We start from the raw sequence: 12665 nt of genomic DNA, 5'->3' as shown, positions 1-12665 counted from the left end.
TTTCAGGGGATAGACCCGATGACCGACCTTCCGACCGACACGATCCTCGACGCGATCGCCGACCGCCGCGCCGAACGCCGCAACTTCCTGCGCTACGCCGGCGGCGCCGCCGCCTCGGCGGGGGCCTTGTCGCTGCTCGCCGCCTGCGGTGGCGACGGCGACAGCAGCAGCAGCCCCAGCCCGACGCCGACCGCGACGACGCCGACCGTCGGCACCGATGCCGACGTGCTCAACTTCGCGCTCAATCTCGAATATCTCGAGGCGAGCTTCTACAGCTGGGCGGCCTTCGGCCAGGGCCTGTCGACCGGCATCATGAGCGGCGTCGGCACGCTCGGCACCGTCACCGGCGGCGCACAGGTGAACTTCCAGGACCCGATCGTCGCGCAATATGCGCGCGAGATCGCCAATGACGAGATCGCCCACGTCACCTTCCTGCGCACGATCCTCGGCAGCTTCGCGGTGGCGATGCCGGCGATCAACATCGGCGGCGACGCCACCGGCGCCTTCACCGCCGCGGCGCGCGCCGCCGGCGTGGTCGGCGCGAGCGATGTCTTCAATCCCTATGCCAGCGACATCAACTTCCTGCTCGGCGCCTATCTGTTCGAGGACGTCGGCGTCTCGGCCTACAAGGGCGCCTCGCCGCTGATCGTCAACAAGGTATTCATCGAGGCTGCCGCCGGCATCCTCGCCACCGAAGGCTATCACGCCGGGCTGATCCGCTCGGTGCTCTACCGCAAGGGCGTCGATCCCGCCGAGACGCTCGCCGGCGCCTCGTCGATCCTCACCAACGCGCGGCTGATCTCCGACGCGCGCGACAGCCTCGACGGCAGCAGCGAGATCGATCAGGGCATCGGCGACACCACCACCGCCAACGTCGTGCCGACCGACACCAACGGCGTCGCCTATAGCCGCTCGACCGGCCAGGTGCTCAACATCGTCTACCTCAACAAGACCGCGGTCGGCTCGGGCGGCTTCTTCCCCAACGGCATCAACGGCAACATCCGCACCTCCGCCGCCAGCTGACGCTCCAACGCCCTCCCTCCCCCTTGGCGGGAGGGCTATCGCCTATGGCTGTGGGAACGAGGTTCGAGCCGCGTCCACAATCTCTACGTCACCCCGGACTCGTTCCGGGGTCCACCGGTCCGCAGGAGAATCGTGCCTGCTCAAGCCGTTCTCCTCGCCGCGGAGTGGACCCCGGAACCAGTCCGGGGTGACGGAGGTGCGCTTGGAAAGCGATGGACCCACTCGAACGTTCATATGAGATAGCCCCCTCTCGCGGCGGGAGGATTTGCCTTGGCGCCTGCCGCCGAACCGCGTACACCATCGTCATTATCCCCGGGGGAGCGCTGATGCAGCGCTTGAGAGGAAGGCCGCAGCCTTCGACCCGCTGAACCTGATCCGGTTGATACCGGCGGAGGGAGGGAGCGGTTTCATCCGAAAATCCGCGTCCGCTCTCCGTTCATGGAGAGAGACTCATGGCCGACATTCCCGCACGTACCGAGATTGGCGTCACGACTGGCCCGATCCGCGGCTCGAAGAAGATCCATGTCGGCCCGCTGGGCGTCGCGATGCGCGAGATCCATCTCGATCCCTCCTCGGGCGAGCCGCCGTTGCGCGTCTACGACACCTCCGGCCCCTATACCGATCCGGCCGCGCGTATCGATATCATGGCCGGTCTGCCGCAGCTGCGTCGCGCGTGGATCGAGAACCGCGGCGACGTCGAAAGCTACGATGGCCGCGAACTGCGTCCCGAAGACAATGGCCAGCTCGGCCCCGACCGCTCCGGCGGCGTGCCGCAATTCCCCAACGCCGTCCGTCGCCCGTTGCGCGCGCGTGCCGGCGCCAACGTCAGCCAGATGCATTATGCCCGCCGCGGCATCGTCACTCCGGAAATGGAATATGTCGCCACCCGCGAGAATCTCGGTCGCGCGATGCTGCGCGACCATGTCCGCGACGGCGAGAGCTTCGGCGCGTCGATCCCCGATTACGTCACCCCCGAATTCGTCCGCGACGAGGTCGCGCGCGGCCGCGCGATCATCCCGTCGAACATCAATCATCCCGAATCCGAACCGATGGCGATCGGCCGCAACTTCCTGGTCAAGATCAACGCCAACATCGGCAATTCCGCGGTCGCCAGCAACGTCGCGGCGGAGGTCGACAAGCTCGTCTGGTCGATCCGCTGGGGTGCCGACACGGTGATGGACCTGTCGACCGGCCGCAACATCCACGACACGCGCGAATGGATCCTGCGCAACAGCCCCGTGCCGATCGGCACCGTGCCGATCTATCAGGCGCTCGAAAAGGTCGGCGGCATCGCCGAGGAGCTGACCTGGGAGATCTTCCGCGACACGCTGATCGAACAGGCCGAACAGGGCGTCGACTATTTCACCATCCACGCCGGCGTCCGCCTGCCCTATATCCCGATGACGGCGAAGCGCGTCACCGGCATCGTCAGCCGCGGCGGCAGCATCATGGCGAAATGGTGCCTCGCGCATCACAAGGAATCGTTCCTCTACGAACGGTTCGACGAGATCACCGAGATCATGAAGGCCTATGACATCGCCTATTCGCTGGGCGACGGGCTGCGCCCCGGCTCGATCGCCGATGCCAATGACGAGGCGCAGTTCAGCGAGCTCTACACGCTCGGCGAGCTGACCCATCGCGCCTGGGCGCAGGACGTGCAGGTGATGATCGAAGGTCCGGGCCATGTCCCGATGCACAAGATCCAGGAGAATATGACCAAGCAGCTCCAGGTCTGCGGCGAGGCGCCTTTCTACACGCTCGGGCCGCTCACCACGGATATCGCACCGGGCTACGACCATATCACCAGCGGCATCGGTGCGGCGATGATCGGCTGGTTCGGCTGCGCGATGCTCTGCTACGTCACGCCCAAAGAGCATCTCGGCCTGCCCGACCGCGACGACGTCAAGGTCGGCGTCGTCACCTACAAGCTCGCCGCCCACGCCGCCGATCTGGCGAAGGGCCACCCCGCCGCCAAGCTGCGCGACGACGCCTTGAGCCGCGCCCGTTTCGACTTCCGCTGGCGCGACCAGTTCAACCTGTCGCTCGATCCGGATACCGCCGAGTCCTTCCACGACCAGACCTTGCCCGCCGAGGGCGCCAAGACCGCGCATTTCTGTTCGATGTGCGGCCCGAAATTCTGCTCGATGAAGATCACGCAGGAGGTTAGGGAATTCGCCGCCAAGCAGAATGCGCCGGTCGCCACTTTCGTCGCCGCCGAAGAGGCCGAGGCGGGCATGGCCGACATGAGCGAGCGGTTCCGCGAGAAGGGCGGGGAGGTATATCTGCCGGCGGCGGAGTGATTGGTGCCGAGTCGCTGACGGAAACCCGACGCCCGTCAGCGACTTGGCCGTCGCGTCTTGCCTGCCGCCGCCGACCGCCTACCCTTGGCGACCGGGGGGCTCCAGATGATTGTACCGATCGTCCTCACGCAGGCTGCGAACGACGCCATCGACCTTGCCGCGGTCACCTCGCGCGCCAAAGCGCGCGTGCTCGCGATGCGCGGCAAGCTCGTGCAGACCTGGCTCTTCCCGCGCGATTTCGGCGGCCCACCCGATCGCGCCAACGAGCTGTTCGTCCCGCCCGAAGCCGCCCGCCGCATCGAGGCGCTGATCGCCCGGCTGCTTGCCCAGCGCGGCGACACGCCCCCGCGGATGATGACCGTCCACCCCGCCTATCGCGGCGACAGCATCGTCCCGACCAGCATCACCTATAGCATCCATCCGGGCACCGACCGCGTGACGATCCCGGTCTGGTAGGCGTCAGCACACCTCGACGCCCTTCCAGAAGGCGATCCGGTCGGTGATCTCCTTGGCGGCATCCTTGGGCTCGGGATAATACCAGGCGGCATCGCGGTTCTCGGCCCCGTCGACGCGCAGCGTATGGTAATGCGCGGTGCCTTTCCACGGACAAACGCTCGTCGTCGCGCTATCGACCAGCACCGCCGGATCGACCGCCGCGCGCGGGAAATAGGCATTGCCTTCGACCGTGACGATGTCGTCGCTCGCCGCGATCCGTACGCCGTTCCAATATGCTTCCGCCATGCCGTGTCTCCTTGCCGGACCAACCGACCGGCGGGGGAAAAGGATGCGCACGGCCTCGGCCGGTGATGCGCGCGCCGCACGGGGCCGGCTCAATAATGATAGCGGCATTGCGCCACCTGCACCGTCTGGTCCGCCCCGCTGCCGGCGACGCGATACACCAGCCGATGTTCATGGCTGATCCGCCGCGACCACCAGCCCGACAGATTGCCGCCGAGCGGCTCGGGCTTGCCCGTGCCCTTGAACGGATGGCGCCGGCATTCCTCGATCAGCGCGTTGATCTTGTCGAACAGCTTGGCGTCATGCGCCTGCATGTCGAGATACTCGGCCCACGATCGGGACGAGAATTGCACGTTCACGGCTTGATCAGCTCATGGACTTCGCCGCCGCCGGCGTCGAACTCAGCGATACTCGCCAGCAACCGCTCGGCGTTCTTCGGCGAGCGCAGCAGGTAGAGGGTTTCCTCGATCGACGCCCATTCGCTCGCCGAAACCAGCACCGCGCCTTCGCCGCGCTGGCGCGTGATGGCGAGCGGCGCGCGATCGGCGACGACCTTGTCGATCATCGACTTCAGATTTTCACGCGCTTCGGAATAGCTGACGGCCTGCATGACGCAGAGATGGACAACGATCTGTCCAATGTCAACGCCGGCAACGTCGAGCTATCTATCAGGCGTCCGGCAGCGCCCAGTCGATCGGCGCTGCGCCGTGCGCGACCAGAAACGCATTGGCCTGGCTGAACGGGCGGCTGCCGAACCAGCCCTTGTACGCCGACAAGGGCGAAGGGTGCGGCGCCGCCAGCACGAGATGGTCGGGCCGGGTCACGAACCCCGCCTTCTGCTGGGCATGCGCGCCCCACAGCAGGAAGACGACCGGATCGGGTTTGCCGGCGACCGCGCGGATCACCGCATCGGTGAATCGCTCCCAGCCGCGGTTGCGGTGCGATCCGGCGCGGCCGCTCTCGACGCTCATCACCGTGTTGAGCAGCAGCACGCCCTGCCGCGCCCACGCCTCGAGAAAGCCGTGGCGCGCCGGCGCGATGCCGAGGTCGGCGTGCAGCTCCTTGTAGATGTTGACGAGGCTCGGCGGCGGCCGCACCCCCGGCCGTACCGAGAAGCTCAGCCCATGCGCCTGCCCCGGCCCATGATACGGATCCTGGCCGAGGATGACGACGCGCACCCGGTCGAGCGGCGTCAGTTCGAGCGCGCGGAACCGGTCCGCCGCCGGCGGGAAGATCGCCTTGCCCGCCGCCGTCTCGGCGGCGAGGAAGGCGTCGAGCGCCGCCAGGCTCGGGCAGGCGAGCGCCTCGGCGAGCGGCGCCGCCCAGCTCGGATCGATCCGTGGAATCATCCTAGCGTTTGCGGACGAATTCGGCGCGCAGGACCAGCCCCTTGATCCCGTCGAACTTGCAATCGATCTCCTGCGCGTCGCCGGTCAGCCGGATGCTCTTGATCAGCGTGCCGCGCTTCAGCGTCTGGCCCGCGCCCTTGACGGTGAGGTCCTTGATCAGCGTCACCTGATCGCCGTCGGCGAGCAGATTGCCCACCGAATCGCGCACCTCGACCGCGACCTCGGCCGGCGCCCCCGCCGCCGCCGCGGCATCCGCCGCGCTGATCCACTCGCCGCTCGCCTCGTCGTACACGAAGCTGTCGTCGTCCTTCTGCATCGCAAACCCCCTTGCCCAGGCCGAAGCCCTTACAGCTTGGCGGGCGGGTTAGAACAGCCCCGGCACCTCGCGCCGTGCGGTCGAGATGCGCCCGCTGGTCGGCATCAGCGCCTCGCGCTCGATCGGCACCGACAGCGCCCGCGCCTCCGCCCCCGCCGCCGCGGTCAGCCTGGTGCAGCTCTTGCCCTGCAGGAAGTCGAGCGCGGAGCGCGTCGACGCCTCGCGCGGATCGCCCATCGGATAGGCGATGTCGTCCGCGGCGCGGCAGCTCGCCTCGACCGTGTCGGCGAGGCCGTTGTAATAGGCGCCCTGCCGCGCCGAATTCTGCAACGCGAAGGCGATCACGCGCAGCCGGTCGTCGCATGCCGCCTTGTCGAGCGGGATCTGGCCGACCGGCTTGCCATAGGTGTTGGTGCCGATCAGCCCGGCATTGGCGTGGAGATACGGGATATAGGCGTTGATGACATATTCGCTCGCCGAGGCGGTGCCGCGCGTGCCGATGAACGCGATGCGGGTCGCCGCGACCGACTCCGTCTGCGGCGCGAAATAGGTCGTCTCGTTGTTCGACGCCTTCTCGGGGCGGAAGCTGGTATAGCTCATCACGTCGCCGGTCGAGCGGTTGGCGCCGAGCAGGTTGGTGAGCAATACGGCGGTCGAGAGCAGCCCGCCGCCATTGTAGCGCATATCGACGATGATGTTGGTGACCCCCGCGCTCTTGAACCGCGCGAAGGCGGTGCGCAGCGCGGCATCGGCGGTGCTGATGAAGGTGCGCAGATTGACATAGCCGTAGCGCTGGCCGCCGTCGGTGATGATCTGCGCGCCGTAGCGGCTCGACACCGGATCGAGCGTGAAGTCGCTCTTGGCCACCGCGACGGTGCGCGTGCCGCTGCCGTCCTTGACCTGGAAATAGCGCGTCGTCCCCGCCGTATCGGGCCCGAGCGCGGTGTTGAGCGCGGCGCCGGTGCCGTCGCTCTGGAACAGGCTGGCGACCGTCTGCAGGTTGCTCGCGCTGGTGCCGATCGCGAGGATCTCGGCACCGCGGTCGACGCCCGCGGCGAGGCCCGGCGCGCCCTCGAATGCCTCGGTGACGTAGAGATGCCCGTCGGCGGTCAGCCCGAAGCGCCAGCCGAAGCCCGCGGTCGATCCGGAGGAATAATACGCATTCTCCTCCTTGATCGAGGTGAGATAGGTGAAGTGGCGGTCCTTGTTCTGCGCCCGGGCGGTCGCGGTCAGCGCATCCAGATAGGTATCGACGCTGGCATAAGGCGTCGGGTCGAGGCTGGCGGGCAAGGTGTCGTAGAACAGATACCATTCGCGCATCTGCGCCGCGACCCAATCCTGCCGGTCGCGCAGCGAGCAGCCGGCGACCGCGGTCGGAGTAGGCGTCGGCGCGGGCGTGCCGGTCGTCGGGGCGTTGCCGGTGCCGTTGCCGGCGGTCAGGGACGACCCGCCACCGCCGCCGCAGCCGGCCAGCATCGCGGTCATCGCCAGCAGTGTCACCGAACGCCGTATCGTCACCGATTGTCTCCCCACCCGATCCGCGCAAGTCTAGGCCCACGCCGGAGCGCCGGCAATCGCGATCGCAGCCGCAAGCGGATTGATCCGGATCAGTGCCTGCCGACGCAACCGTGCCGCCGTCCGGCTCGTTGCACCCCCCGACACCACAGCATGACGGAGAACGACCATGGGCCTGTTCAGCAAGGACATCGCGACCTTCGAGGATCTCTACGTCCACCAGCTCGAGGACATCTATTACGCCGAGCAGCAGATCACCAAGGCGCTGCCCAAGATGATCGAGAAGGCGACCGACGTGCAATTGCGCCAGGGCTTCGAACAGCATCTGCGCGAGACCGAGGGGCAGATCGAGCGTCTGCGCCGCGTCTTCGAGATCGAGGGCCGTCAGCCCAAGGGCGCGACCTGCCCGGCGATCGACGGCATCATCAAGGAAGCCAATGAGGTCGCCGGCGAGGTGAGCGACAAGGCGGTGCTCGACGCCGCGCTGACCGCCGCGGCGCAGGCGGTCGAACATTATGAGATCAGCCGCTACGGCACGCTGGTCACCTGGGCGAAGCAGCTCGGCCGCACCGAGAGCGCCGCGCTGTACCAGCAGACGCTCGACGAGGAAAAGGCGACCGACGAGAAGCTCACGCAACTGGCGACGAGCAAGCTCAACGCGCGGGCCGAGGCGGTCGAGGCGTAAAACAGGACACCCGACCACCGTCCCCCGGAGGTGGTCGGGACCCGCGTGAACCACCAGTGCTCCTGCGAACGCAGGAGCCCAGGGTTCCGAACGCCGGCAATTGTTGTTCTGCTTGGCCCTGGGTTCCTGCTTTCGCAGGAACACTGCAAGGATCGCGTGGCAGAGCCGACGTCCCCATAGGTCTCGGCTCATTCCGCCGGCTGGCGCGCGCAGCGGAATGGCCCGAAACCCGGCCGCACCCCGCGGCGCAGAGCGACGCGGGGCTGGCCGAATTACCCCAGGCTCTTCGACGCCTGTTCGAACACGTCCTTCGACAGGCCCGGCGTCGCGACGATCCGCTCCAGCGCGCCGCGCATCAGCGCCGCGCGATCCGAATCGAAACGCCGCCACCGTGCCAGCGGCGGCAGCAGCTTCGCCGCGGTTTGCGGATTGAGCTTGTCGAGCGCGATGAGCTGGTCGGCGAGGAAGCGATAGCCCGAACCGTCCGCCGCGTTGAACGCCCGCTGGTTCGCCCCGAACGCACCGACCAGCGCGCGGGCGCGATTGGGATTGGCGAGGGTGAAATCGGGATGCCGGGCGAGGTCGGCGACCAGCCGCCCGGTGTCGTCGCGCGACGACAGCGCCTGCGTCTGGAACCATTTGTCGATCACCAGCGAGTTGCCGGCATAGCGATGGTAGAAGATGTCGAGCGCCGCCTCGCGCTCGTCCGAATAGCCGTTGGCGAGCGTGCCGAGCGCACCCTGCCGGTCGGTCATATTGTCGGCACGCTCGAACTGGCGGAAGGCGATTGTCGCGGCGTCATCGGCGCCGCTCGCCGCGATATAGCCGAGCGCGACGCTGCGCAGCCGGCGATGGCCCTTCGCCGCCGGGCTGTAGACATAGGGGCCGTCCGGCGCGCGCTCGTAGGCGTCGCGCCACCGGTCGGCGAGGCGCAGCCCGAGCGCCCGGCGCAGCCCTTCGCGCGCGCGGAAGATCGCCTCGGGATCGACCATCGCGAGCTGGTCGCCGATGAACCCCTCCGACGGCAGCAGCACCGCCTCGGCGACGAACGCCGGATCGAGCGTGCGGTCGTCGAGCGTGTTGGCGACCGCAGTGATCACCGCGTCATTGTCGGGCCGCCCCTCGATCGTCGTCGCCACCAAAGTGTCGAGCATCAATTGCTGCATCGCCTCGTAGCGCGCGAAGGGATCGTCGTCGTGCGCGCTGAGGAAGGCGAGGTCGGCGGCCGACCGGTCGCTCTCGATGATCACCGGTGCCGAGAAGCCGCGGTTGACCGACAGCACCGGCCGTTCGGTGATGCCGTCGAACACGATCGTGCTCGCCGCCTCGTCGAGCAGCACCAGTTGCTCGTCGCCGAGCGCGCGGCCGGTCTCCGCGCCGAACACGCGGATGCGCAGCGGCAGCACCATCGGCTGCTTGTCGGGCTGGCCCGGCGTCGCCGGCACGTGCTGCGCGAGGCGCAAGGTCGCGCGGCCGTCGCCGGCTTGATGCGACAGGCTGGCGGCGACGCGCGGCGTGCCCGCCTGGCTGTACCACAAGCGGAACTGGGTCAGATCGCGGCCGCTCGCCTCCTCCATGCAGGCGACGAAATCCTCGCAGGTCGCGGCGGTGCCGTCGAAGCGGGTGAAATAGAGGTCGGTGGCGGCGCGGAACGCCTGCGGGCCAAGGATCGTCGCCATCATGCGGATCAGCTCGGCGCCCTTGTTGTAGATCGTCGCCGTGTAAAAATTGCCGATCTCGATATAGCTCTCGGGGCGCACCGGATGCGCGAGCGGGCCGGCATCCTCGGGGAATTGCGCGGCGCGCAGGCCGCGCACGTCCTCGATCCGCTTGACCGCCGCCGAGCCCTGATCCGCGGAGAAGCCCTGGTCGCGATAGACGGTGAAGCCTTCCTTGAGGCTGAGCTGGAACCAGTCGCGGCAGGTGATGCGATTGCCCGACCAATTGTGGAAATATTCGTGCGCCACCACCGCCGCGATCGCGTCGTAATCATAATCGGTGGCGGTGTCGGGATCGGCGAGGATGTAGCGGCTGTTGAAGATGTTCAGCCCCTTGTTCTCCATCGCGCCGAAGTTGAAATCGTCGACCGCGACGATGTTGAACACGTCGAGGTCGTATTCGCGGCCGTAGACGCGCTCGTCCCACGCCATCGCCAGCTCGAGCGCGTGGAGCGCATGCCGCGTCTTCTCGACGTCGCCGGCGCGCACCCAGATGCCGAGGTCGACGCTGCGGCCCGATTGCGTGGTGAACTGGCCGCGATTGACTGCGAGGTCGCCGGCGACCAGCGCGAACAGATAGGAGGGCTTGGGGAAGGGGTCGTTCCATTCCGCCCAATGCCGGCCGTCGTCGAGCTTGCCCGCCGCGACCGGATCGCCATTGGCGAGCAGCACCGGATAGCGCGCCGCATCGGCGACCATCCGTACCGCATAGCGGCTCAGCACGTCGGGCCGGTCGGGGAAATAGGTGATGCGGCGGAAGCCCTCCGCCTCGCATTGCGTGCACAGGATGCCGCCGCTGGCATAGAGGCCCATCAGCTGCGTGTTGCGCTCGGGTGCGATCTCCACCTCGGTCTCGATCATATGCGCGTCGCCGGCGAGCGGAACGACGAGCTGCTCGCCCTCGATCCGCCAATCGTCGGTGGCGACGCCGTCGACGCGCACCGCGAGCGGGCGCTGGCCGGCGCCGTCGAGCCGCAACGGATCGCCGCTGGCGTCGTTGCGCGTCACCGACAGCGTCGCGGTGACCCGCGTCGCGGCGGGATCGAGGTCGAACACCAGCCGCGTCTCCGGCACCAGCCAGGCGGGCGGGCGATAATCGTGGCGGCTGATCGCACCGGTCGCGGCGGGAGCGGGCTGGGCGATGGCGTTGAGGGCGTCGAGCATCCACCCTTTATAAGAACGCCGACGCCCGCTGCCAGTTATTCCTCCGGCCGGGATCAGCCTTGTGCTGGACCGAGGCGCTGATACGCTGTCCCGTCACCCACGTCAGGACCCCTGCATGATCCGTACTCTTGGCGCGCTCGCCGCGCTGACCCTCGCCGCGTCCGCACCGGCGCAGACCTCTACGCCCGCCACGCAGGCCAACACGGCCGCCGCGCAGGCCAATGCGCTGCTCAACCGGGCGCTGCCCGCCGATCAGGCGGCGATGAAGGCGCACGTCCTGTTCCTCGCCTCGGATGCGATGAAGGGGCGCGAGGCGGGCAGCCCCGAATTCGATATCGCCGCGCAATATGTCGCGGCGCAATTCTATGCCGTCGGCCTGCGCCCCGCCGGCGATGCGGGCGGCTATCTGCAGACGGTGCCGCTCGTCGTCTACAAGGCGGCGGACGAGGGGACGATGGCGTGGACCGCATCCGGCGGCAAAGCGCAGCCTTTGGTCTTCGGCACGGACTATATTCCCGCCGCCAATCCGGCGCGTGCCGAGACGCAGGTGGCCGCGCCCGTCGTCTTCGCCGGCCGCGGCATCGTCGCGCCGCAATATGGCGTCGACGATTATGCCGGCATCGACGCGCGCGGCCGGATCGTCGCGATCTTCGCCGGCGCGCCGGGCACGTTCGCGGGCGAGGAACGCGCCTATTTCGCCGCCGCCGCGACCAAGGCGCAGATCGCCGCGGCGCATGGCGCCATCGGCATCGTCATGCTCGAATCGCCGCGCCCCGCCGCGCGCCAGCGGCCGTTCTCGGCGAGCGGCTACGCCAATCCACGCACCACCTGGGCGACGCCGGCGGGCACCGGCACCAGCCCCGCACCGACCACGCCGGTGCTCGGCACGCTCAGCCAGGCCGGCGCGACGAAGCTCTTCGGCAGCGTTGCGTGGAGCAAGATCGCCGCGCAGGCCAAAGCGGACAAACCCGCTTATACGCCGCTGTCGCTGTCCGGCACGCTGTCGGCGACGACGCACACCGCCTTCACCCCGGGCGCGAGCAGCAACGTCATTGGCGTCGTGCCCGGCGCCGATCCGGTGCTCGCGAAGGAGGTGGTGATCCTCTCGGCGCATCTCGACCATATCGGCGTCAGCGCGGGCGGGGAGGGCGACCGGATCAACAACGGTGCGCTCGACAATGCGATCGGCATCGCCAGCCTGATCGAGGAAGCCAGACGCTTCACCGCCAGCGGCAAGCCGCCGCGCCGCACCGTGATGTTCCTCGCGGTGACCGGCGAGGAGAAGGGGCTGATCGGGTCGAGCTATTTCGTCGATCACCCGACCGTGCCGCTCGCCGACATCGTTGCCGACGTCAATCTCGACATGCCGGTGCTGCTCTACCGGTTCGAGGACATGATCGCCTTCGGCGCGCAGCGCTCGACGCTCGGCCCGATCGTGGCGCGGGCGGTGGGCGCGGTCGGCGTCGGCCTGTCGCCCGATCCGATGCCCGAACAGGGCTTCTTCACCCGCTCGGACCATTTCAACTTCGTCCGCAAGGGCATCCCCTCGGTCTTCCTGTGGCCGGGGATCAAGGGCGCGGGCAAGGCGCCGTTCGAGGATTTCCTCGCCAACCGCTACCACCGCCCCGGCGACGACCTGACCCAGCCGATCCTGTGGGACCAGGGCGTGCGCTTCGTTGCGACCAATTACGCGATCGCCCGCGAGATCGCCGACGGCGACGCGCGGCCGGTGTGGAACAAGGGCGATTATTTCGGCACCACCTACAAGGGGCCGATGGCACGGTAGGGTCCGAGCCGGTCGAAGGACGGCTTTCGGCAAACGGGGCTTCGCCAAGCCCGGCCCGAACGATAGGATAG

At 68.1% G+C, this 12665-nt stretch carries 12 protein-coding genes and 1 riboswitch; of the genes, 5 read left to right on the top strand and 7 right to left on the bottom strand.

Annotated elements, in window-relative coordinates; genetic code table 11:
- The first annotated feature begins 18 nt into the window (after positions 1–18).
- The 3 genes from FFS23_RS08120 to FFS23_RS08110 all read left to right on the top strand — a co-directional run bounded on the left by FFS23_RS08120 (position 19) and on the right by FFS23_RS08110 (position 3779).
- Positions 19–1023 carry a ferritin-like domain-containing protein gene (locus FFS23_RS08120; protein ID WP_137898198.1) on the top strand — a complete coding sequence of 335 codons (1005 nt, stop codon included), beginning with the start codon at positions 19–21 and terminating at the stop codon, positions 1021–1023.
- Positions 1024–1327: 304 nt separating this feature from the next.
- A riboswitch (TPP riboswitch) is annotated at positions 1328–1437 on the top strand.
- Positions 1438–1475: 38 nt separating this feature from the next.
- Positions 1476–3323 (top strand): phosphomethylpyrimidine synthase ThiC, encoded by a 1848-nt coding sequence (thiC, locus tag FFS23_RS08115; protein ID WP_038664759.1) that lies wholly within the window; start codon positions 1476–1478, stop codon positions 3321–3323.
- A 105-nt stretch (positions 3324–3428) separates the two neighbouring features.
- Positions 3429–3779 carry a hypothetical protein gene (locus FFS23_RS08110; RefSeq protein WP_137898197.1) on the top strand — a complete coding sequence of 117 codons (351 nt, stop codon included), beginning with the start codon at positions 3429–3431 and terminating at the stop codon, positions 3777–3779.
- A 3-nt stretch (positions 3780–3782) separates the two neighbouring features.
- Here FFS23_RS08110 and FFS23_RS08105 read toward each other — a convergent pair whose 3' ends face one another.
- From FFS23_RS08105 to FFS23_RS08080, 6 genes are all read right to left on the bottom strand, one after another.
- Positions 3783–4064, bottom strand: coding sequence for a DUF427 domain-containing protein (locus FFS23_RS08105; RefSeq protein ID WP_137898196.1), 282 nt, complete (start codon positions 4062–4064; stop codon positions 3783–3785).
- A gap of 89 nt (positions 4065–4153) precedes the next feature.
- Positions 4154–4414 carry a Txe/YoeB family addiction module toxin gene (locus FFS23_RS08100; protein ID WP_502702120.1) on the bottom strand — a complete coding sequence of 87 codons (261 nt, stop codon included), beginning with the start codon at positions 4412–4414 and terminating at the stop codon, positions 4154–4156.
- A 2-nt stretch (positions 4415–4416) separates the two neighbouring features.
- The gene (locus tag FFS23_RS08095) at positions 4417–4671 is read right to left on the bottom strand and encodes a type II toxin-antitoxin system Phd/YefM family antitoxin (RefSeq protein WP_137898194.1); all 255 of its coding nucleotides are present in this window, start codon (positions 4669–4671) and stop codon (positions 4417–4419) included.
- A gap of 58 nt (positions 4672–4729) precedes the next feature.
- Entirely contained in the window at positions 4730–5410 is a 681-nt protein-coding gene (gene ung, locus FFS23_RS08090; RefSeq protein WP_137898193.1) for a uracil-DNA glycosylase, read from the bottom strand.
- Between the two features lies 1 nt (position 5411).
- Positions 5412–5726 (bottom strand): alkylphosphonate utilization protein, encoded by a 315-nt coding sequence (locus FFS23_RS08085; protein WP_137898192.1) that lies wholly within the window; start codon positions 5724–5726, stop codon positions 5412–5414.
- A 48-nt stretch (positions 5727–5774) separates the two neighbouring features.
- Positions 5775–7211, bottom strand: a complete 1437-nt coding sequence (locus tag FFS23_RS08080; RefSeq protein WP_137898221.1) for a S41 family peptidase — start codon at positions 7209–7211, stop codon at positions 5775–5777.
- A 199-nt stretch (positions 7212–7410) separates the two neighbouring features.
- Between FFS23_RS08080 and FFS23_RS08075 the strand changes: the two genes are divergently transcribed.
- A complete protein-coding gene (locus FFS23_RS08075; protein ID WP_038664778.1) occupies positions 7411–7926 on the top strand; it encodes a YciE/YciF ferroxidase family protein in 516 nt (171 codons plus the stop codon).
- Positions 7927–8198: 272 nt separating this feature from the next.
- Here FFS23_RS08075 and pepN read toward each other — a convergent pair whose 3' ends face one another.
- Positions 8199–10808, bottom strand: a complete 2610-nt coding sequence (gene pepN, locus FFS23_RS08070; RefSeq protein ID WP_137898191.1) for an aminopeptidase N — start codon at positions 10806–10808, stop codon at positions 8199–8201.
- Positions 10809–10923: 115 nt separating this feature from the next.
- Between pepN and FFS23_RS08065 the strand changes: the two genes are divergently transcribed.
- Entirely contained in the window at positions 10924–12594 is a 1671-nt protein-coding gene (locus tag FFS23_RS08065) for a M28 family peptidase (protein ID WP_137898190.1), read from the top strand.
- The last annotated feature ends 71 nt before the right edge of the window (positions 12595–12665 follow it).

Source organism: Sphingomonas sp. 2SG (genome assembly GCF_005503285.1).
Lineage (GTDB): Bacteria > Pseudomonadota > Alphaproteobacteria > Sphingomonadales > Sphingomonadaceae > Sphingomonas > Sphingomonas taxi.
The sequence above is the reverse complement of the archived record's forward strand: the minus strand, read 5'-3'. Positions and strand labels throughout refer to the sequence as shown.